The organism is Microbacterium sp. JC 701 (assembly GCF_021026215.1).
Lineage (GTDB): Bacteria > Actinomycetota > Actinomycetes > Actinomycetales > Microbacteriaceae > Microbacterium > Microbacterium algihabitans.
In genome coordinates this window covers 166,642-187,397 of record NZ_JAJNCV010000001.1, presented here as the reverse complement: position 1 = coordinate 187,397, position 20,756 = coordinate 166,642, and the positions used below count along the sequence as shown (strand labels likewise).

The 20,756-nt window shown below is 70.4% G+C and carries 21 protein-coding genes; 14 read left to right on the top strand and 7 right to left on the bottom strand.

Translation table 11 applies throughout. The annotated features are described in order from the left end of the window. Positions 1 to 2 precede the first annotated feature (2 nt). Positions 3 to 764 carry a hypothetical protein gene (locus tag LPW41_RS00935; RefSeq protein WP_144831189.1) on the bottom strand — a complete coding sequence of 254 codons (762 nt, stop codon included), beginning with the start codon at positions 762 to 764 and terminating at the stop codon, positions 3 to 5. A gap of 138 nt (positions 765 to 902) precedes the next feature. Here LPW41_RS00935 and LPW41_RS00930 point away from each other — a divergent pair, with 138 nt between their 5' ends. The 6 genes from LPW41_RS00930 to yicI all read left to right on the top strand — a co-directional run bounded on the left by LPW41_RS00930 (position 903) and on the right by yicI (position 8,384). Next, complete coding sequence (locus LPW41_RS00930) at positions 903 to 1,562, top strand: HEAT repeat domain-containing protein (RefSeq protein WP_230703866.1); 660 nt, start codon at positions 903 to 905, stop codon at positions 1,560 to 1,562. 175 nt (positions 1,563 to 1,737) lie between these two features. Beyond that, positions 1,738 to 2,754, top strand: a complete 1,017-nt coding sequence (locus LPW41_RS00925; RefSeq protein ID WP_154097072.1) for a LacI family DNA-binding transcriptional regulator — start codon at positions 1,738 to 1,740, stop codon at positions 2,752 to 2,754. A 147-nt stretch (positions 2,755 to 2,901) separates the two neighbouring features. Further along, positions 2,902 to 4,227, top strand: coding sequence for an ABC transporter substrate-binding protein (locus LPW41_RS00920; protein ID WP_154097073.1), 1,326 nt, complete (start codon positions 2,902 to 2,904; stop codon positions 4,225 to 4,227). 55 nt (positions 4,228 to 4,282) lie between these two features. Then, a complete protein-coding gene (locus LPW41_RS00915) occupies positions 4,283 to 5,245 on the top strand; it encodes a carbohydrate ABC transporter permease (protein ID WP_230703865.1) in 963 nt (320 codons plus the stop codon). An 80-nt stretch (positions 5,246 to 5,325) separates the two neighbouring features. After that, on the top strand, positions 5,326 to 6,153 hold the full coding sequence (locus tag LPW41_RS00910) for a carbohydrate ABC transporter permease (RefSeq protein WP_144832006.1): 828 nt from the start codon (positions 5,326 to 5,328) through the stop codon (positions 6,151 to 6,153). Then, positions 6,153 to 8,384: an alpha-xylosidase gene (gene yicI, locus LPW41_RS00905; protein ID WP_230703864.1), complete on the top strand. Its 2,232-nt coding sequence runs from the start codon at positions 6,153 to 6,155 to the stop codon at positions 8,382 to 8,384. The genes LPW41_RS00910 and yicI overlap by 1 nt, the downstream gene beginning before the upstream one ends. A 33-nt stretch (positions 8,385 to 8,417) precedes the next feature. Here the strand turns inward: yicI and LPW41_RS00900 are convergent, their stop codons facing one another. After that, positions 8,418 to 8,591: a hypothetical protein gene (locus LPW41_RS00900; protein ID WP_230703863.1), complete on the bottom strand. Its 174-nt coding sequence runs from the start codon at positions 8,589 to 8,591 to the stop codon at positions 8,418 to 8,420. Between the two features lie 230 nt (positions 8,592 to 8,821). Here LPW41_RS00900 and LPW41_RS00895 point away from each other — a divergent pair, with 230 nt between their 5' ends. From LPW41_RS00895 to LPW41_RS00885, 3 genes are all read left to right on the top strand, one after another. Next, positions 8,822 to 9,973, top strand: coding sequence for an acyltransferase (locus LPW41_RS00895; protein ID WP_230703862.1), 1,152 nt, complete (start codon positions 8,822 to 8,824; stop codon positions 9,971 to 9,973). A gap of 9 nt (positions 9,974 to 9,982) precedes the next feature. Next, positions 9,983 to 10,129: a hypothetical protein gene (locus LPW41_RS00890; RefSeq protein ID WP_187358439.1), complete on the top strand. Its 147-nt coding sequence runs from the start codon at positions 9,983 to 9,985 to the stop codon at positions 10,127 to 10,129. A 169-nt stretch (positions 10,130 to 10,298) separates the two neighbouring features. Next, on the top strand, positions 10,299 to 11,798 hold the full coding sequence (locus LPW41_RS00885; protein WP_144831211.1) for an SDR family NAD(P)-dependent oxidoreductase: 1,500 nt from the start codon (positions 10,299 to 10,301) through the stop codon (positions 11,796 to 11,798). 105 nt (positions 11,799 to 11,903) lie between these two features. Here the strand turns inward: LPW41_RS00885 and LPW41_RS00880 are convergent, their stop codons facing one another. Continuing rightward, entirely contained in the window at positions 11,904 to 12,311 is a 408-nt protein-coding gene (locus LPW41_RS00880; RefSeq protein ID WP_230703861.1) for an NUDIX domain-containing protein, read from the bottom strand. A gap of 115 nt (positions 12,312 to 12,426) precedes the next feature. Between LPW41_RS00880 and LPW41_RS00875 the strand changes: the two genes are divergently transcribed. Both LPW41_RS00875 and LPW41_RS00870 read left to right on the top strand, forming a co-directional pair. Then, complete coding sequence (locus LPW41_RS00875; RefSeq protein ID WP_187358440.1) at positions 12,427 to 13,059, top strand: acyl-CoA synthetase; 633 nt, start codon at positions 12,427 to 12,429, stop codon at positions 13,057 to 13,059. Continuing rightward, positions 13,056 to 13,436, top strand: a complete 381-nt coding sequence (locus LPW41_RS00870; protein WP_144831216.1) for an amino acid transporter — start codon at positions 13,056 to 13,058, stop codon at positions 13,434 to 13,436. The genes LPW41_RS00875 and LPW41_RS00870 overlap by 4 nt, the downstream gene beginning before the upstream one ends. 12 nt (positions 13,437 to 13,448) lie before the next feature. On the opposite strand, the gene LPW41_RS00865 is transcribed toward LPW41_RS00870, so the two are convergent. The 4 genes from LPW41_RS00865 to LPW41_RS00850 all read right to left on the bottom strand — a co-directional run bounded on the left by LPW41_RS00865 (position 13,449) and on the right by LPW41_RS00850 (position 17,035). Beyond that, complete coding sequence (locus LPW41_RS00865; protein WP_230704505.1) at positions 13,449 to 14,489, bottom strand: zinc-dependent alcohol dehydrogenase family protein; 1,041 nt, start codon at positions 14,487 to 14,489, stop codon at positions 13,449 to 13,451. A gap of 194 nt (positions 14,490 to 14,683) precedes the next feature. Then, positions 14,684 to 16,063 carry an adenylosuccinate lyase gene (gene purB / locus LPW41_RS00860; protein ID WP_230703860.1) on the bottom strand — a complete coding sequence of 460 codons (1,380 nt, stop codon included), beginning with the start codon at positions 16,061 to 16,063 and terminating at the stop codon, positions 14,684 to 14,686. Positions 16,064 to 16,089: 26 nt separating this feature from the next. Next, positions 16,090 to 16,596, bottom strand: coding sequence for a low molecular weight protein-tyrosine-phosphatase (locus LPW41_RS00855; RefSeq protein WP_144831221.1), 507 nt, complete (start codon positions 16,594 to 16,596; stop codon positions 16,090 to 16,092). Positions 16,597 to 16,630: 34 nt separating this feature from the next. After that, positions 16,631 to 17,035 carry a phage holin family protein gene (locus tag LPW41_RS00850; protein WP_144831224.1) on the bottom strand — a complete coding sequence of 135 codons (405 nt, stop codon included), beginning with the start codon at positions 17,033 to 17,035 and terminating at the stop codon, positions 16,631 to 16,633. A 60-nt stretch (positions 17,036 to 17,095) separates the two neighbouring features. Between LPW41_RS00850 and LPW41_RS00845 the strand changes: the two genes are divergently transcribed. From LPW41_RS00845 to LPW41_RS00835, 3 genes are all read left to right on the top strand, one after another. Beyond that, on the top strand, positions 17,096 to 18,184 hold the full coding sequence (locus tag LPW41_RS00845; protein ID WP_144831227.1) for a histidinol-phosphate transaminase: 1,089 nt from the start codon (positions 17,096 to 17,098) through the stop codon (positions 18,182 to 18,184). Positions 18,185 to 18,555: 371 nt separating this feature from the next. After that, positions 18,556 to 19,686, top strand: a complete 1,131-nt coding sequence (locus LPW41_RS00840) for a thiamine pyrophosphate-dependent enzyme (protein ID WP_230703859.1) — start codon at positions 18,556 to 18,558, stop codon at positions 19,684 to 19,686. Between the two features lie 8 nt (positions 19,687 to 19,694). Beyond that, entirely contained in the window at positions 19,695 to 20,660 is a 966-nt protein-coding gene (locus LPW41_RS00835) for an alpha-ketoacid dehydrogenase subunit beta (RefSeq protein ID WP_230704504.1), read from the top strand. Positions 20,661 to 20,756 lie beyond the last annotated feature (96 nt).

Below are 20,756 nucleotides of genomic sequence, written 5' to 3'. Positions count from 1 at the left end.
GGTCACGCTCCTCGCGGATCGGTGATGAAGGGGTCGTCGTGGCCCGCCAGGTAACGGCCGAGCGCCGACGGGTCGTCGAGCATACGTCCGATGCCCGCCAGCGGCGTGCCCTGGAAGGGGTTGGTCGGCAGCAGTGAGGTGGCCTGCGCGGAGGCGGCGGAGATGGCCTCGTTGACCTCGCGCGAGATCTCGCTCGGCCCGGCGTACTCGAGCCACCGCTCGTCGAGCGTGAGGTCCACCAGCGTGCGCCCGCGCATGGTCGCGCGCACGTGCTCGGGGACGCTGGTGCCGGAGTGCGGGGCCGAGCTGCGCGCGGCGATGGTCTGCACGGTCTCGTCGATTCCGCCGACCATCGTGTCGAGCATCGCCGTCAAGCGGTTGAGCATCGCTGTGCCGTCGAGGTCGTCGCCCGCGCGCTCGAGCTCGATCTGCGCCTGGCCGACCGGGGTGTCCCCCAGCGGCGGGGTGGGGCGGTTGCGCGGAGTGGCCTGCTCGGCGGCGTCGGCGAACTGCTCGAGCCGGCGGGTCGCGAGAGTGGTCAGCACCTGCATGATCGCGGGGCCGAGCGCGTTCGGCTCGTAGGAGCGTCGCCAGCCGTCGGTCACGGTGATCGTCGGCGTGTCGGCGACGACCTCGACCTCGATGCTCCCCGAATCATCGCCGGCCGACTGCGCGGTCGCCGCGGCGGCTCCGGCTTCGAAGCGTTGGGCGTCGGCGTCGATGCCGTCGCGGAGTTCGTACAGGCGTTCCGTGTCGTCCGTCATTGCGCTTCTTCCGGGGGAAAAGAGTGGGGCGAGTACCGCGCCCCCGACCTTAAAGGCCCGACCGGAGGCGGATCAACCCCTGGCAGGCGGCCCTGATCGTCCCCTCTCGTGAAACGCTGGATGCGAAGGGGGCCCACAATGACCGACTCCACGCCTGCCGACCGCCTGCGCGCCGCCCTCGCACTGTCCGACCCGTCGGCCCGGCTGCAGACTGCGCTCGCCGCCGGCACCCGGCCCGACGACAGCTACGTCGCCGAGCTCGTCGCCCGCTGCGCCGTGGAGTCGGACTTCTTCGTGCGCGACATGCTCACGTGGGCGCTCACCCGCCATGACCCTGCGCGGGTCGTGGAGGCTCTGCTCCCCGAGGTGACCTCCGAGATCCCGCAGGCGCGGAGCCAGTCGCTGCATACGCTGTCGAAGATCGGCGACCCCGCGGCCTATGCCGCGATCACCCCCGCCGTGCTGCGCGATCGGCACCCCGAGGTGGCGCGGGCGGCCTGGCGCACGGCATCCGGACTCGTTCCCGACGACGCGCACGAGGCCCTCGCCGACGAGCTCTCGACCCAGTTCGGCCGCGGCGACCACGACACCCAGCGCAGCCTGAGCCGCGCGTTCGCGGCAATCGGACCACGGGCCGAGTCGGCGGTCGAGCGCGCCGCGGCCTCGCCCTACGACGTGGTCAGTGCGCACGCGCGGGCGACCGCGATCGTGATGGATGATCCGGATGCCGATTTCGCCGAGGCTGCCGTCCAGGCCCGGCGTCTCGTCGCGCAGCGCGCGCTGCCGGTCGCGGAGTAGGCGCCAGGCGGGACGCGAGCCGGCCCCGGTCAACGCCCCCGCCAGCGGCATCGGTGCCCCGTCGACGAATTGTTGCCGCGGCCAACTTGCCTCTTGCGCTCTCGACGCGCCTTGGCTTACCTTCGATCGTCGAAGCGCTTCCCGGATGCGCTTCGACAACGACGAAGGAGTCGCCATGGCCAAGATCGATGAGGTCGCCCGCGTCGCGGGCGTATCGATCAGCACCGTCTCGTACGCCCTCAGCGGCAAGCGCCCGGTGTCGGCGGCGACGCGTCAGCGCATCGAGCTCGCGGTGCGCGAACTGGGCTACAGCCCCAACGCCGGCGCCCGCATGCTCGCCGGAAGCCAGACGAACATCTTCGCCCTGTCGGAGCCGCTGCGCGCCGACAGCCACGCGCCCAGCCACATGGCGTTCATGCACGCGATGACCGTGGCCGCGCGTCGCCGCGAGTACGACATGCTGCTGCTCACCGATGAAGACGCCTCGGCCGGCATGAAGCGCGTCGCCGCGAGCGGCCTGGTCGACGCGGTGCTCGTGCTCGACGTCGCCCCCGACGACCCGCGTGTGGCCATCGCCCGCGCGAGCGCGACGCCGACGGTGTTCGTCGGCATCCCCGACGACCACGGCGACCTCGTGTGCGTCGACCTCGACTTCGAGAGCGCGGCGACCCAGGCGGTCGACCGTCTGGTCGACGCCGGCCACGAGCGGATCGGTCTCATCGGCGGCTCGCGGCGGGCGTACGAGAAATCGAACTTCCCGCCCCGCGTGCGCGACACCGTCGTGACACGGGCGGCCGAGCGGGGAGCGACGGCCACCGCCGTGGCATCCGGCGAGATCGTGACCGACCGCGCCCTCGTGCGCCAGGCGGTGCGCCGGTTCGTCGACGACGGGGTCACCGGCATCGTGCTGCACGCCCCCGAAGAGGTGGCGCAGGTCGTGCTCGTCGAACTCGAGGCCCTCGGCCGGCGCATGCCCGACGACGTCTCGATCGTGTCGGTCGGCAGCAGCTTCGACACCGACACCCTTCCCACGCCCATCGACTCGATCCCGCTCGTGCCGCAGAGCTCGTGCGAGCGCGCCGTCGACCTGGCGATCGAGCTGGTCGCCGGCCGCCCCGTGGCATCCGGCCTGCACCTCATCTCTCCGACCTATCTGGACCGCGGCTCCGTGGCCGTTCGTCCGCTTCCGTAACCCACACCCACAACCGCATATCGCTCTTTCGCCGCCCATCATCGAAGCGCTTCGACCCTATTTCGACAGCACTCCGACCCGGGCGCGACACCGCCACCGCTAGCGGACACCGATGACCCAGCGGACACAGTGAAAGGAGTGCCGACGATGGCACGCACCCCCTCCCACCGACGCGCGACCCGAGCCCTCGCGGCCGTCGGCTCGATCGCCGTCGCCGCCCTCACCCTCGCCGCGTGCAGCGGCGGCGGAGGAGGCGACGCCGGCTCCACCGACGGAGAAGGCAAGACCCTCACCCTCTGGCACTACGAGGGAGACGACAGCGCCATGGCGAAGGCCTGGAACGCCGCCGTGCCGATCTTCGAAGAAAAGACCGGGGCGACGGTGAAGATCGAGGAGAAGTCCTTCGAGCAGATCCAGAAGACCGCCAGCCAGGTGCTCGACACCGACGCCGCCCCCGACCTCATGGAGTTCAACAAGGGCAACGCGACGGCCGGCTTCCTCGCCAGCACCGGCCTGATCGCCGACATCAGCGACGCCGTCACGCAGTACGGGTGGGACGCGAAGCTCGCCCCCTCGCTCCAGACCACGGCGAAGTACTCCTCCGACGGCGTCATGGGCGGCGACACCTGGTACGGCGTGCCGAACTACGGCGAGTTCGTCGGCGTCTACTACAACCTCGACGCCTTCAAGGCCGCGGGCTTGGAGGTGCCGACCACCTACGACGAGTTCGTGAAGGTGCTCGACGCGTTCGTCGCGAAGGGCGTCACCCCGCTCGCCGAGGCCGGCGCCGAGTACCCGCTCGGCCAGCTCTGGTACCAGCTCGCGCTGAGCAAGGCCGACCGCTCGTGGGTCGACGACTACCAGCTGTACAAGAACCCCGTCGACTGGAACGGGTCCGAGGTCGACTACGCCTCGAAGACGCTCTCCGACTACGTGTCCAAGGGCTACATCGCCAAGGACGTCTCGTCGGTCAAGGCCGAAGACGCGGGTGTGTCGTTCATCAACGGCACCTCGCCCATCTTCGTCTCGGGCTCGTGGTGGTACGGCCGCTTCGCCGAGGAAGCCGGTTTCGACTGGTCGCTCGCGGCGTTCCCCGGATCGAAGCTGTCGCCCGGCTCCTCGGGCAACCTGTGGGTCGTGCCCGAGCGCTCGAAGAACAAAGACCTCGCGTACGAGTTCATCGACGTCACGATGAGCCCCGAGATCCAGGCCATCATCGGCAACTCCGGCGGTGTGCCGGTCGCGGCCGACACCGCCGACATCACAGATGCCAAGAGCAAGCAGCTCATCGACACCTTCAACGGCGTGCTCGCCGACGACGGGCTGTCGTTCTACCCCGACTGGCCCGCGCCCGGCTTCTACGACGTGCTCGTGCAGGAGCTGCAGGGACTCGTGACCGGCAGCCAGGATGCCGCGACCACCGACGCCAATCTCGGCAAGAAGTACGACGAGGGCACGGCGGACTTCCGCTGACCCCGCGACGGGGCGGCCCCAGGGCCGCCCCGTCCATCCGATCTGGAGATCGCACATGGCTCTTCTGACCCGTCCGGAGCGGGTGGCCCTTCCACCCGACCAGCCGGCCATCCCGCAGCGCCGCGGGGGCACCGGCGGCTACTGGCTCTACCTGCTGCCCGGCTTCGTGCTGCTGCTGGTCATCGTGATCGTGCCGCTGGTGTGGAACGTGCTGCTCACCTTCACCAAGTGGCGCGGTGTCGGCGCCCCCGAGTTCATCGGCCTCGACAACTGGACCAAGCTGCTCGCCGACGAAGACTTCTGGACCTCGTTCGTCAACTCGGTGTGGATGGTCGTGGCCATGGTGGTCGTGCCCACCGTGGTCGGCCTGGCCGTGGCCGCCCTGCTGTTCGATGTCGTCGGCCGCAAGTTCGGCGGCAAGGTCGGCAGCTTCCTGCGCGCCACCTACTACCTGCCGCAGATCCTGCCGATCGCGGTGGCCGGCATCGTGATCGGCTGGATCGTCCGCCCGGGAGAGACCGGGGCGCTGAACCAGATCCTCGCCGGTCTCGGACTGCCCTCGTACGACTGGCTCGGCCAGATGCCCTCGGCGCTCATCGTGCTGATGGTCGTGCTGGTGTGGGTGCAGATCGGCTACCCGGTCGTGGTGTTCATGGCCGCCCTGCAGCGCGTCGACCCCGAGCTGTACGAGGCCGCCGAGCTCGACGGCGCCAACTGGTTCCAGCGCTTCACCGCGATCACGGTCAGCATCATCCGCCCCGAGATCTTCGTGGTCACCCTCACGTGCACGATCGCCGCCCTGAAGGTCTTCGGCCCGGTCTACGTCATCACGCAGGGCGGCCCCGCCGGTTCCACGATCGTGCCGGCCTATTACGCCTATCTGGAGTTCTTCACCAAGCGCAACGTCGGCTACGGCGCGACCATCGCGACGGTGCTGACGATCCTCGTCGTCATCGTCTCGATCGTCTTCGTGCGCGTGCAGAACTCGCTCGAACGCAAGGAAAGGGCCGGACTGTGACCGCGGCATCCACCCTCACCACCACCGCCGTCATCACCACCGGCGGTCGCCCGCCCCGCCGGCGCGGAGCCCGCGGGGGCATGACCCGTCGTCGCGGCGTCGACTGGCTGCTGCTCGCGCTCGTCGTGGTCGGCGCGCTGCTCGTGCTCGCGCCGTTCTACCTCGTGCTCGTCAACTCGTTCAAGTCGCCGGTCGACTACGCCACCTCGGGTCCGCTGGCCCTGCCGAGCGCTCTCGACTTCGGCGGCATCGTCGACTTCTGGAACCGCGTCGACTTCCCCCGCAAGGTGCTCAACTCGGTGCTCATCTCGGGCGTCGTGGCGGTGCTGGCCGTGGGCATCTCGATGCTCAACGCCTTCGCGATCGGCATCGGCCGCGTCCGCGGGCGCACGGGCATCGTGCTGCTGTTCCTCATGGCCAACCTGCTGCCGCAGGAGGCCCTGCTGTACCCGCTGTACTACATGTTCAAATCGGTCGGCCTCTACGACAACCTGCTGTCGGTGATCATCGTGTTCACGGTGATCCAGGCCGCGTTCGGCACCTACCTGCTGTCGTCGGTGTACGGCACGTTCCCCCGCGAGATCCTCGAGGCCGCGGCGATCGACGGCGCGAGCCGCTGGCAGATCCTGTGGCGCGTGGTCTTCCCGATCAGCCGACCGACCCTGTCGGTGCTGGTGATCTTCTTCTTCATCTGGACGTGGAACGAGTTCCTCATCCCGCTGACCTTCCTCGCCTCGAACGACAACCAGACGGTTCCCGTGGCGATCAGCGTGCTGCAGGGCGACCGGCTCATGGACGTCACCACGATCAGCGCGTCGGCCCTCCTGGGCATCATCCCCACGCTCATCTTCTTCCTCATCTTCCAGCGCACGCTGACACGCGGCATCACGGCAGGAGCAGTCAAGTAATGAAGTTCACCGATGGTTTCTGGCTCATGCGGCCGGGCGTCTCCGTCGACTACGCGGCCGAGGCCTACGACATCGAGCGGACCGACACCGCCGACGGCCCGGGCCTCACCGTGCTCGCGCCGACGCGGGTGATCGCCAAGCGCGGAGACGTGCTCAACCGCGCGGTGCTCACGGTGACGCTGTCGTCTCCGCTCGAGGGGGTCGTGCGGGTGCGCGTGGCCCATCACGACGGAGCCGGCAGCCCCCGCGGATTCGCCCTGCCGGGGGCGGTTCCGGATGCCGGCGCCCTCGCGATCGACGCGTCCGGGGCCACGCTCACCACCGGTGGCCTGGTCGCCCGCGTCAGCACCGGGGCACCGTGGGACCTCTCGTTCGAGGTCGACGGACAGCGCGTCACGGGAAGCGGCATCCGTTCGCTCGGACGCGTGAGCCTCGCCGAGGGAGCCGACGTCGAGACCGGCGTGATCGGCAACGCCAGCGCCGACACGGGCGTGCCCGCGGCCCGTCACTACCTGCACGAGCAGCTCGAACTCGGCGTGGGCGAGACCGTCTACGGCCTGGGCGAGCGCTTCGGTCCGGTGGTGAAGAACGGGCAGACCGTCGACATCTGGAACGCCGACGGCGGTACCTCGAGCGAGCAGGCCTACAAGAGCGTGCCGTTCTACGTCTCATCCGGCGGCTACGGCGTGCTCGTGAACGACCCCGGCCACGTATCGTTCGAGGTCGCATCCGAGAACGTCGAGCGCGTGCAGTTCTCGGTCTCGGGCGAGGTGCTGGAGTACTTCGTCATCGCCGGCCCCACCCCGAAAGACGTCGTCTCGCGCTACACCGCGCTCACCGGCCGCCCGCCGGTCGTGCCCGCGTGGTCGTTCGGCACGTGGCTGACCACCTCGTTCACCACCGACTACGACGAGCAGACCGTCACCTCGTTCATCGAGGGCATGGCCGAGCGCGACCTGCCGCTGTCGGTGTTCCACTTCGACTGCTTCTGGATGCGCGAGTTCACCTGGTGCGACTTCACGTGGGACGAGCGGGTGTTCCCCGATCCGGATGCCATGCTCCAGCGCCTGCACGAGCGCGACCTGCGCGTGTCGGTGTGGATCAACCCCTACATCGCCCAGCGCTCGCCGCTGTTCGAGGAGGGCGTCGCGGGCGGATACTTCGTGCGCCGGCCCGACGGGTCGCCGTGGCAGTGGGACCTGTGGGTGCCGGGCATGGCGCTCGTCGACTTCACCAACCCCGAGGCCGTGCGCTGGTACCAGTCGTACCTGCGCCGCCTGATCGCTCAGGGCGTCGACTGCTTCAAGACCGACTTCGGCGAGCGCATCCCCACCAACGTCGTCTGGCACGACGGCACCGACCCCGAGCGCATGCACAACCTCTACGCGCAGCTGTACAACCAGGCCGTGCACGAGGTGCTCGTCGCCGAGCGCGGCGTGGGTGAGGCCGTGCTGTTCGCCCGCTCGGCGACCGCGGGCGGGCAGACCATGCCCGTGCACTGGGGCGGTGACAACTCCTCGACCTTCGCGTCGATGGCCGAGACGCTGCGCGGAGGGCTCTCGCTCGCGTGGAGCGGGTTCGCGTTCTGGAGCCACGACATCGGCGGCTTCGAGGGCACGCCCGACGCGGCGGTGTTCAAGCGGTGGATCGCCTACGGCATGCTGTCGTCGCACAGCCGCTTCCACGGCTCCGACTCGTACCGAGTGCCGTGGGCGTTCGACGACGAGGCGGTCGAGGTCACGCGGCAGTTCTCGCGGCTGAAGCTGCGGCTCATGCCGTACCTCTATGCCGCCGCGCGCGAAGCCACGGTCAGCGGGACGCCGCTGATGCGTCCGATGCTGATGGAGTTCCCCGACGATCCCGGCACCGCGCACCTCGACCGCCAGTACATGCTCGGGCCCGACCTGCTCGTGGCGCCGGTGTTCTCGGCATCCGGAGACGTCTCGTTCTACCTGCCGGCGGGGGAGTGGACCCACCTGCTGACCGGTGAGCGGGTGGTCGGCGGCGGGTGGCGCACCGAGCGGCACGGATTCGACTCGCTGCCGCTGTACGTGCGGCCCGGAGCGGTGATCCCCTGGGGTGCGCGGGAGGACCGCCCCGACTACGACTACCTCGACGGGCTGACGCTGCGGGTGTTCCCCGGCGGCTCCGGGCAGGCCGAGGTCACGGTGACCGCCCCCGACGGCCGCGCCGAGACGTTCCGCGTGGATCGCGCGGAGGTCACCGAGTAGAGCGGATGCGGCGGTGGCGGGGAGCGATCCCCGTCAGCGCCGCTCCGGGGTGGTCGAACGCGTCGTCAGTGCGGGGCGCTGGTCCTGACCGATCCGCAGGTACATGACGGCGACGACGGCGAAGATCGGCGCCAGCACGAACGCGAAGACCCGCGCGCGGCGGGCGAGCTTCACGGCCGGAATCGGGGAGGTCGAACGCGTGGCCATGTCCTTTCCCCCCCGGTGCCGCGCGGATCGGCGCGGAATCGTCAGGCTACCGATGGGGCCCGATCCCCGTCCACGAGAGGGGAAGTCGACGACGTCAAGCCCCGGACCTTTCAGGCATTTCTTGACACTCGACGAGTAACTTCTCCCGGGTCGGCGTGGACTCGTGCGCCCCGCACGGGTCGTCGATCGTCGGCGCGAGAGACGACACGGAGGCGACGACCATCAGCACCATGACCGCTCCTGTGTCGACCGCTCGGGTCGCGGCATCCGCCCCCTTCGCCCACGTGCGGAACCTCCCGTCGCTGACGGGGCTCCGCTGGGCGACGGCGATGCTCATCTTCGGGCACCACCTCATGGCGGTCGAGTACTTCGGCGGACCCGCGGGAACGGTGTGGGCCTTCGTCTTCGAGGCCGGCAAGACCGGGGTGACGCTCTTCTTCATCCTCTCGGGCTTCGTGCTGGCGTGGGGGTTCAAGCCGCAGCAGAGCGCCGGATCGTTCTGGTGGCACCGCTTCGCCCGCATCTACCCCCTGCACGTCGTCGGCGTCGTGCTCGCGCTGATCGCCGCGGCGACCCTCGTGCCCGAGATCCGCACCGACGGCGCCGCCCCGCTCGCGTCCAACCTGCTGCTGGTCAACGGCTGGGTGCCCGACTGGTGGCAGGCCGGCAACCCCGCGAGCTGGTCGCTGGTGTGCGAGGCGTTCTTCTACCTCAGCTTCCCGTTCCTCATCCGCCCCCTCGTGCGCCTGACGAACCGCGCCAAGGCCGTCACGGTCGGCGTGGCCCTCGCGCTCGTCGCCCTGGCGCCGCAGATCGCGGCCCTGTCGCCGGTACCGATGTCGTCGGCATCCACCCCCCTGCTCCGCCTGCCCGAGTTCGTGCTCGGCGTCACCCTCGCGCTGCTCGTGAAGAGCGGGGCCTGGATGCCGCTGCGGCTGCGCTACACCGTGCCGCTGGCCGTCGTCGGCTACGCCCTGTCGGAGGCCCCCGCCGTGCCCGGCACCGACGTTCACCCGGGGCTCGCCGCGACCGTCGGCTTCTACGCCCTGCTGGTCGCCTCGCTCGCCGTCGCGGACGCCCGGGGACGCTCGACCTTCCTCGCCCGCCCGCTGTGGCAGGAGCTCGGCCGCGTGTCGTTCGCCTTCTACCTCGTGCACCTGCTGGTGATCGCGTCGGTGTCGTCGGCGTGGCCCGACGGGCACCCCGAACTGCCCTGGCGCCAGGCCGTGACGCTCGCGCTCGCCGCGTTCGGCATCGCGCTGGGGCTCGCGTTCGCGATGCACAAGTGGGTCGAGATCCCCGCGCAGCGCTGGCTGCTGCGGTACGACCCGGCGCGGCGGGCGAACGCCCCCTCGGTTGGAGCGGCGGAGGCCGTTCGTTAGGCTCGCGGCATGTACGGCGCCCACGCACTCGTCCTTCTGCTCTGGTGGGGCCTCGGCCTCGTCGTGATCGGCGCTGCCCTGTACGTCGTGGTGCGCCTCGCGGTGCTGCACGCGCTGAAGGCGCACACGCGCTGGGTCGAGGGCGGGCAGCGCTGACGCCACGGCGGCGGCGGTTACGAGAACAGGAAGCGCGACGAGAACAGGCCGATCCGCGACGGATCGCCCTGTTCTCGTGACTTCTCCTGTCCTGGTGACAGACGGACGGCCATGGACCCGTCGCACCCGGGTCCATGGCCCGTTCAGCAAGGCCTCGGTACACTTCCCTGTGCCCGAAACACCGCTGAACCCCGACCGCGACACGTCGCCCGCGACGTCGCAGTCGACCGCGATCGACCCCGACGAGCTCGAGATCGCGCTGCGCGTCATCGACGCCGCCTCGTCGCTCGACCCCGAAGACCCCGCCTACATCGCGCTGCGCCGCCAGACCGGCAAGCTCTACAAAGACGTCAAGCGCCAGTCACGCAAAGAGAAGCGCCAGCGCATCGCGGATGCCGACCGTGCCGTCGTCGCCGCCACCGCGACCGGCGCCGCCGACCGCATCGATGACGAGACCCGCGGCATCCCGCTGCAGGCCCGCACGGAGATGCCGTTCGCGGGCGAGCTGATCAAGGCCCGCGCCTGCTACATCTGCAAGCAGGACTACACGCTCGTCGACGCGTTCTACCACCAGCTCTGCCCCGACTGCGCGGCGATGAGCCACGAGAAGCGCGACGCGCGTACCGACCTCACCGGTAAGCGCGCTCTGCTCACCGGCGGCCGCGCCAAGATCGGCATGTACATCGCCCTGCGCCTGCTGCGCGACGGCGCCCACACCACCATCACCACGCGCTTCCCGCGCGACGCGGTGCGCCGCTTCTCGTCGCTGCCCGACAGCGCCGACTGGCTGCACCGCCTCAAGGTCGTCGGCATCGACCTGCGCGACCCCGCCCAGGTGATCGGACTCGCCGAGTCGGTGGAGGCCGACGGCCCCCTCGACATCCTCATCAACAACGCGGCGCAGACCGTGCGCCGCTCGCCCGGCGCCTACAAGCCGCTCGTCGACGCCGAGCTCGCGCCGCTGCCCGACGGCCCCCTGCCTGAGCTGCTCACCTTCGGCCACACCAACGATGCGCACCCGTTGGCGCTGGCGCAGTCGGTGTCGGCGCACCCGATCCTCGCCTCGGCCGCGCGCACCGCCGACGAACTGACCGCCGAGGCCATGGCCGCGGGATCCTCCTCGCTCGAGCGCCTGCTCACCGGAACCGCGATCGACGCGGGCGGCCTCATCCCCGATGAAGACCGCATCAACAGCTGGACGCAGCACGTCGACCAGGTCGAGCCCCTCGAGATGCTCGAGGTGCAGTTGGCCAACATGACCGCGCCGTTCCTGCTCGTCAGCCGCCTGCGGCCGGCGATGGCGGCATCCGCGGCGAAGCGGAAGTACATCGTCAACGTCTCGGCGATGGAGGGCGTGTTCGGCCGCGGATACAAGGGCCCCGGCCACCCCCACACCAATATGGCCAAGGCCGCGCTGAACATGCTGACGCGCACGAGCGCCCGCGAGATGTTCGAGACCGACGGCATCCTGATGACCGCCGTCGACACCGGCTGGATCACCGACGAGCGCCCGCACTTCACCAAGGTGCGCCTGGCCGAGGAGGGCTTCCACGCTCCGCTCGACCTCGTCGACGGTGCGGCCCGCGTGTACGACCCGATCGTGCGCGGCGAGGCCGGCGAAGACCTGTTCGGCATCTTCTTGAAGGACTACAGCAAGAGCTCCTGGTGAGCGCGAGGCTCAGGCCCCGAAGCTCCGTGTGAGCGCGAGGTCCCTGAGCTCGTCGAAGGGTCCGGGAGCCGCGATGGGCTCAACTGCTCCCGGCTCCGCCACGCATCACGCCGGCAGGAAGAACTCGCGGGCGAGCGGGGCGATCTCTATCCCGGATGCCGTGGCGGCGGTGACCCAGCGGAGCTCGGCGATCTCGGCATCCGGAACCGGCTCCTGATCGCCGATGTCCACCCGGAACACGTCGGCGACCACCTCGAAGCCCGGCTCGTTCGCGGCGCTGGCGGAGAACTCTCCGAGCGCCTCGAGGGCGTCGGGGCTCACCCGCAGTCCCACCTCTTCGGCGAGTTCGCGCGCGAGGGTCTCGGCCGGCGTTTCGCCCGCTTCGGGCTTGCCTCCGGGCTGCATGAACGCCGTGGTGCCGGCCTTGCGCACGACCAGAAGACGGCCGTCGGCGTCGGTGATCACCGCGGCCGAGACTCTGATGCGGCGAGGGGCGGTGGCATCTGGATTCACCCCCGCACGCTAGCAGGACCGGGGCGAGGCATCTCGACGTCGAGCGTCCACATAATCGCCACAGGTGCCGAGGAATAGACTGGGCGGCATCGACACCGTCTCTTCGGGGCCCTCCGTGACCACTCCTTCTTCCGCTCGCGCGTTCGACGCGCGACACGTGCAATTGGCGCGCGCCCTTTTCGCGGCGCTCGCGGCGGCGATGATCACGTTCTCGGGAGACCACTCCGCGCCGCTCGGCCTGAGCGTCTTCTCGGGCTTCGCGCTCGCGACCGGCCTGGTCTTCGGGCTCTCGGCCTGGCTCGTCTCGCCGGCCGGGCAACGCGTCACCCCCGTGCTCCTCGCTGTCGTGTCGGTGCTCGCGGGCCTGGTGGCCAGCGTCACCACGTGGCGGTCGACGGGCCTGTTCTTCGGTGTCGTGGTCGCCTGGGCGCTGCTATCCGGGCTGATCGAACTGATCGGTGCGATCCGCGACCGCAAGGCGGGCCGCACCGCGGGCGTGCGCGACGGCGTGCTCATCGGCATCGTGACCCTCGTGCTGGGGGCGGCGCTTCTGCTGCCGTTCCAGCAGTACGCACTCGACTACAGCATCGCCGGCGCGGGGTCGTTCACCCTGACCGGCATCACCATCGCCGTAGGACTCTTCGGCGGGTACGCGGCGGTCGTCGCCGTGTTCCTCGCGATCGCCGGCTTCTCGCCGCGTCGCCCCGAACCCGTTCCGGCCGCATCCCCCGAGGAGGCAGCGTCGTGACCGACAAGCCCACCACCCGTCGCGACCTGATGAAGCCCGTTCAGCTTCTCGGCCTCGCCTTCATCGCGGCGCTGTTCGCGGGTTTCGTCACGCTGATGTCGATGGGCTTCTTCCAGACGCGTCCCGCCGACGAGATCCAGCGCGCCCTCGTCGTCGGCCTCGTCGCCGCCGGCGCGACGTTCATCATCACGCTCGTCTCGCTCGCGCTGCTGCTGCTCGCCGTCGACCCCTCGAAGGTGACCGCGACGGTCGATCGTCCGCTGCTGCTTCCGAAGGACGCTCCGGATGCCGCGGCACCCGGCGCCTCCACCACGCCCGAGGCCCCGGCGAAGCCCACCGCGACGACCGACGGCACCCCCGAGGCGCCGAAGGCCTGACCCCGACCGCCGCTACGCGCGGCGCGGGTCGATCATCGTCATGCCCGCGGGCGACGCCGAGTCCATCGTGGGCAGCAGGTCGGCCGCTTCGCCGAGTCCGACGACGCGTTCGATGAGCTCCTGCGGGCGCAGGGCGCCGCTCTCGATGAGCGACAGCATCTCGGGGTAGTCTGCGGCGGCCATGCCGTGGCTGCCGAGCAGGTCGAGCTCCCACGCGATGACGCGGGCCATCGGCATGCGGGTCATTCCGTCGTCGGTGGGCAGGAGGCCGATCTGCACGTGACGGCCGCGGCGGCGCAGGCTCAGCACGGCGTCGCGCGCGGTCTGGGCGCTGCCGACCGCGTCGACTGACACGTGGCCACCGCCGCCGGTGATCTCGTGCACGGCGGCGGGGATGTCGGCGCCATCCGCCACCACGACGTGCTCTGCGCCAAGTCGTTTCGCAGCCTCGAGGGCCGCGGGCGTGCGGTCGACGGCGATGACGCGCGCGCCGAGCGCGACGCCGATCATCACGGCACTGAGGCCCACCCCGCCGGCGCCGACCACCGTGATCCACTCGCCGGCCTGCACGCGCGCGCGTCCGGTCAGCGCGCGGTACGCCGTGGCGAAGCGGCAGCCGAGGGCCGCGGCGGCCTCGAACGACACGTCATCCGGAATCCGCACGACGTTCGTGTCGGCGGCGCGCAGCACCACGCGCTCGGCGAAGCTGCCCCACTGCGTGAAGCCGGGTTGCTGCTGGTCGGGGCACACCTGCGCGTTGCCGCTCAGGCACCACTCGCACGCCCCGCACCCCATGACGAACGGCACCGTCACACGGTCGCCGACGCTCCAGCGCTGAACGCCCGCGCCGACCTCGACGATCAGTCCGGCCAGTTCGTGCCCCGGAACGTGGGGCAGGGTCACGTCGTCGTGCCCGACCCAGGCGTGCCAGTCGCTCTTGCACAGGCCCGTCGCGTGCACCTCGACCACGACACCGCCGTCGGGCGCCGTCGGGGCCTCGACCTCCCGCACCTCGAGCGGTTCGGCCAGGGCGTCCATGATCATCGCGCGCACGGCATCCATTCTGCCGCGTCCGCTTCCGCGGCATCCGCGTGCCCCGGGTGTGCGTCTCGACAGGCTGTCAGCGCGAAGGCGAGCGCCAGGTCGCCGTTACCCGTTGAATGTCCACGGCACGCCGCACCACCCGCGAGCGTGCGGCGTGTCGTGAACACTCGACAGGGCCTGGCGCCCGGCACGCAAGGGGCGGATTACAGCGCGTCGACCACCTGCGACGCCAGGCCCGCGTAGGCGGCGGGGGTCAGCGCGAGCAGGCGCTCTTTCGCGGCGTCGCCGATGTCGAGGCCGCGCACGAACTCCGCGAGCTCGGGCCCGCCGACGCGGCGTCCGCGCGTGAGGTCTTTCAGCAGCGCGTACGGGTCGGTGATCTGCGAGCGGCCCGCGGCGATCTCGGCGCGCACGACGGTCTGGATCGCCTCGGCGAGCACTTCCCAATTCACGTCGAGGTCGGCCAGCAGCACCTCTTCGGCGAGCGAGATCTCGGTCAGGCCGCGCTGCAGGTTGTCGAGCGCGAGCAGCGAGTGGCCGAAGGCGACGCCGATGTTGCGCTGGGTCGTCGAGTCGGTGAGGTCGCGCTGCATGCGGCTGGTGACGAGGGTGGATGCCAGGGTGCCGAACAACCCGCCCGCGATCTCGAGATTCGCCTCGGCGTTCTCGAAGCGGATCGGGTTGATCTTGTGCGGCATCGTCGACGAACCGGTGGCTCCCGCGACGGGGATCTGGGTGAAGTACCCGAGCGAGATGTAGGTCCAGATGTCGGTGGCGAGGTTGTGCAGGATGCCGCCGGCGTGACGCGCGCGGTCGTACAGCTCGACCTGCCAGTCGTGCGATTCGATCTGCGTCGTGACCGGGTTGAAGCCCAGGCCCAGCGACTCGATGAACGTCCGCGTCAGTTCCGGCCAGTCGACGTCGGGCTCGGCGGCGACGTGCGCCGACCAGGTGCCGGTGGCACCCGAGAACTTCGCGAGGTACTCCCCGGCGTCGAGCTGACGCATGACGCGCTCGAGGCGCCACGCGAACACGCCGATCTCCTTGCCCATGGTGGTGGGCGTGGCGGGCTGGCCGTGCGTGCGCGAGAGCATCGCGGCGTCGCGGTGCTGCTTCGCGAGCTCGGCGAGGGCGGCGGTGACCGAGCGGAGCTTCGGCAGCCACACGCGCTCGACCGCGCGCTGCACGGTCAGGGCGTAGGCGGTGGAGTTGATGTCTTCGCTCGTGCAGGCGAAGTGGGTCAGCTCGGCGAGGGCGGTGAGGCCCAGGGTGTCGAGGCGGTCGCGCACGAGGTACTCGACGGCCTTGACGTCGTGGCGGGTGACCGCCTCTTTCTCTTTCAGCCAAGCGATCTCGTCGGCGCCGAACTCCTCGTACAGGGCGCGCAGGCGCGCACGGTCGGCGTCGGAGACGGGGGAGGTGCCGAAGAGCGAGCGGTCGGTGAGGGCGAGCAGCCACTCGACCTCGACCTCGACGCGGGCGCGGTTGAGTCCGGCCTCCGACAGGTAGTCGCCGAGTTCTGCGACGGTGGCGAAGTAGCGGCCGTCGAGCGGGCTGAGGGGCTGCGGGGGCAGAGAGGACACGGGTCTCCCGGTGGTCGCGCGAGCGGTCAGCTCGCGGAACGGATGGCGGGCTCGAGCTGCCGGAACAGGGCCCTGCTGGCGCGTTCGATCATACCGAGCACCTCGTCGAACATCGGCGGCCCGGCGTAGTAGGGGTCGGGCACGTCGAGGGTCTCGGCGTCGGGGAGGAACGACTGCAGCAGAGCGATCTTGTCGGCGTCGTCGTCGTCGCGCGCCCACCCGCGCAGAACGCGTTCGTGACTGCGGTCGAGGGCGACGACGAGGTCGTTGCGCTCGAAGTCGGAGTACTGGAACTGCCGCGCGCGGTGCGCGGATCCGTCGTACCCGAGGCGGTCGAGGGCGGCGAGCGTGCGATGGTCGGCGCGCTCGCCCACGTGCCAGTCGCCGGTGCCCGCGGAGCTCGAGACCACGTGCGAGCCGAGGCCCGTGGCATCCGCGATCCGACGGAAGACGACTTCGGCCATGGGGGAGCGGCAGATGTTGCCGCTGCAGACGAACACGACGCGGAAGGGCGCGTCGGGATTCGCAGTCATCCCTCCATCATGGCGGGGATGCGCCCCCAGCGCATCAGCGGCGGTCGCGCTCTTCGCGCCGCGGCCGGAACAGGCCGCCCAGCAGCGCGTTGATGATGCCGATCAGCAGCGCGGCGACGACCGTGAGCCAGAACTCCCCGGTGCGCAGGCCCCAGTCCCAGTTCTCGGTGATGATCGCCGTCAGCCACAGCAGGAAGCCGTTGATGACGAGCGAGATGAGCCCGAGCGTGAGGATGTAGAGCGGGAACGCGACGATCTTCACCACCGTGCCGACGATGGTATTGACCAGGGCGAAGATGAGCCCGACCAGCAGCAGGGTGAGCAGCACCTGCAGCCACTCGCCCGGGGCGAACGGGATGAGCCGCACCTGCAGGGCGGGCAGCAGCGTGACGATCCAGATGGCGAAGGCGTTGACGGCGACGCGGACGACGAAGCGCATGGCCCCATCGTGGCACGCACCCCTGACATCGGCAGCCCCCGCCCGGTTAGGCTCGCGGATGTGAGTGAAGAGTCGGTTCTGCCCCGCATCCGCCCCGAGATCGCCGCGCTGCCCGCGTACCGGCAGGGCCGCCAGGCGAGCCCCGACGCGTTCAAGCTCTCGAGCAACGAGAACCCCTTCGAACCGCTCCCCGGCGTTCTCGACGCGGTGCGGGCCACGGGGGCCTTCAATCGGTATCCGGATGCCACGGCCTCGCGCCTTCGCGAGCGTCTCGCCGCGCGGTACGGCGTCTCGCCCGACGAGGTGCACGTCGCCGCCGGCAGCGTGTCGATCCTCGCCCAGCTGCTGCTGGCCACCTCGGGTCCCGGCGACGAGGTCGTCTACGCCTGGCGCTCGTTCGAGGCCTATCCCTCGCTCGTTGCGGTGTCGGGGGCGACGAGCGTGCAGGTGCCGCTGACCGCCGACGCGCGTCACGACCTTCCCGCGATGGCCGCCGCGATCACCGACCGCACGCGTCTGGTGATCGTCTGCAGCCCCAACAACCCCACGGGTCCGACCGTCGGCTACGACGAGTTCGCCGCGTTCGTCGACGCGGTGCCGCGCGACGTGTTGATCGTGCTCGACGAGGCGTACGCCGAGTTCGTCACCGACGCGGCCTCGGTCGAAGGCGGTCGCGTGCGCGCGGTGCTCGCCCGGCCCAACATCGTGATGCTCCGCACCTTCTCGAAGGCCTACGGGCTGGCGGGCCTGCGCGTCGGCTACGCGATCGGCCACACGCGCGTGCTCGACGCCGCGCGCAGCACCGCCATTCCGCTGTCGGTCACCGCGGCGGGCGAGGCGGCGGCGCTGGCCAGCCTCGACGCCGAGAGCGAGCTGCTGCACCGCGTCTCGGTCATCGCCGAGCGCCGCGACCGACTGGTCGACCGCCTGCGCGAGAGCGGCTGGGGCGTCCCCGACGCACAGGGCAACTTCGTCTGGCTCGCGGCGGGCGAGCGCACGCTCGAGGTCGCCGCGGCGTTCGAGGAGGCGGGCCTGATCGTGCGCCCGTTCGCGGGAGACGGCATCCGCATCTCGATCGGCGAAGAAGAGTCGCTCGACCGCGTGGTCGAGGTCGCCGCCGCGACGGCCCCGCGCCGCACAGGTCCCTGAGCTTGTCGAAGGGCCGGAGGCCTGCTGCGTCCCGGTGGCTTCGACAGGCTCAGCCACCTGGCGCTCCGAGGTCCCTGAGCTTGTCGAAGGGCCCGGGACCAGCTGTGGCCCCGGTGGCTTCGACAGGCTCAGCCACCTGGCGCTGCACAGGTTCCTGAGCTTGTCGAAGGGCCGGGGACCCGCGGTGGCCCCGGTGGCTTCGACAGGCTCAGCCACCTGGCGCTGCGCAGGTCCCTGAGCTTGTCGAAGGGCCCGGGCCCCGCCTCGGCGACACAGCACGGCGTCTCTTTGTCGAAAACGAATGCCGAATCGCGGCATCCGTTGTGCACCTCATGCGGTCTCGCGCATGGGTCGCGCGTTAGCGTGGGTTCATGACCCCGCTCGACGACCCCGCTCTCGTGCGCGTTCTGGCAGCCGACGGCACGCTGGCGCCCACGCCCGCCGCCGAGCGCTACCTGCCGCTCATCGACGCCCTGACCGATGCCGAACTCGAGACCTTCTATCGCGACATGGTCTCGATCCGCGCGTTCGACGTGCAGGCCACCAACCTGCAGCGCCAGGGGCAGCTCGCCCTGTGGCCGCCGTCCTTCGGGCAAGAGGCAGCGCAGGTCGGCTCCGCTCGCGCGGCCCGCGCGCAGGACCACGTCTTCCCCTCGTACCGCGAGCACGTCGTCACCCGCATCCGCGGCGTCGACCCGCTCGACATCATCCGCCTCATGCGCGGACTCACCCACGGCGGGTGGGACCCGACGGACCCCAAGAACGGCAACACGCACATCTACACGCTCGTGCTCGGTGCGCAGACGCTGCACGCCACGGGCCTGGCCATGGGCCTGGTGTTCGACGGCAAGAGCGGCAGCGGAGACCCCGAGCGCGACGAGGCCGTGATCGTCTATTACGGCGACGGCGCCTCGAGCCAGGGCGACGTGCACGAGGCCATGGTCTTCGCCGCGAGCTTCCAGACCCCTGAGGTGTTCTTCCTGCAGAACAACCAGTGGGCCATCTCGGTGCCGGTCGCGACGCAGTCGCGCTCGCCGCTGTACAAGCGCGGTGAGGGCTACGGCATCCCGAGCCTGCAGGTCGACGGCAACGACGTGCTCGCGAGCTACGCCGTGTCGAAGCTCGCCCTCGACGAGGCGCGCGCCGGTGGCGGTCCCCGCTCGATCGAGGCGATGACCTACCGCATGGGCGCGCACACCACGAGCGACGACCCCACCAAGTACCGCACCTCTGACGAAGAGAAGGCGTGGGCGCAGCGCGACCCGATCGCCCGCATGCGCGCCTACCTCGAAGGACGCGGCGCCCCGCAGCAGTTCTTCGACGACGCGGATGCCGAGGGCGCGGCCCTCGCCGACGACGTGCGCGTGCGCACGAACGAGCTCGGCGGCCTTCCGCGCGTGCACATGTTCGAGAGCGTCTACTCCGAGGCCCACGCGGTGATCGCCGAGGAGCAGCGCTGGCTCGACGACTACGAGATCTCGATGGAAGGGGGCGCGCAGTGACCGACAACATGCCGATCAGCCGCGCGTTGAACGCCGGACTCCGTCGTGCGCTCGAGACCGACGACCGCGTGCTGCTCATGGGAGAGGACATCGGCCCGCTCGGCGGCGTCTTCCGCGTGACCGAGGGCCTGCAGAAAGACTTCGGTCCGCGCCGGGTCATCGACTCCCCGCTCGCGGAGTCGGGCATCGTCGGCACGGCGATCGGTCTCGCGATGGGCGGCTTCAAGCCGGTGCTCGAGATCCAGTTCGACGGCTTCGTCTTCCCCGCCTTCGACCAGATCACCTCGCAGCTGGCGAAGATCACGAACCGCCACGAGGGCGGGGTGCGCATGCCCGTCGTCATCCGCATCCCCTACGGCGGACACATCGGCGCGGTCGAGCACCACCAGGAGAGCCCGGAGGCGTATTTCACGCACACCCCGGGTCTGCGCGTGGTGAGCCCCTCGAACGCGAACGACTCCTACTGGATGATGCAGCAGGCGATCGCCTCGCCCGACCCCATCGTCTTCCTCGAGCCCAAGGCCAAGTACTGGCAGAAGGGCGAGGTCGACCTCGAGGCCCCCGCGCTGCCGCTGCACGCGAGCCGCATCGTGCGCCGCGGCACCGACGTCACGCTCGTCGGTCACGGGGCGATGGTGACGACCCTGCTGCAGGCGGCAGCCCTTGCCGAGAGCGAGGGGACGAGCTGCGAGGTCATCGACCTGCGATCGCTCTCGCCGGTCGACTACGGCCCCCTGCTCGACTCGGTGCGCCGCACCGGCCGCATGGTCTACGCGCAGGAGGCGCCGGGCTTCACCTCGCTCGGCTCCGAGATCGCCGCGACCGTCATGGAGAAGGCCTTCTTCGCGCTCGAGGCGCCCGTGCTGCGGGTCTCGGGCTTCGACGTGCCCTTCCCGCCCGCGAAGCTCGAAGGCACCTACCTGCCCGACGCCGACCGCATCCTCGAGGCCGTCGACCGGTCTCTGGCGTACTGACCCGCTCTTCCTCTCCCCGCCATGAACCGCGAGACTGCAATTCGCCGACGAATCCGCGACAGCCTGTCACCGTTTCGTCAGCGAGATGAAGTCTCG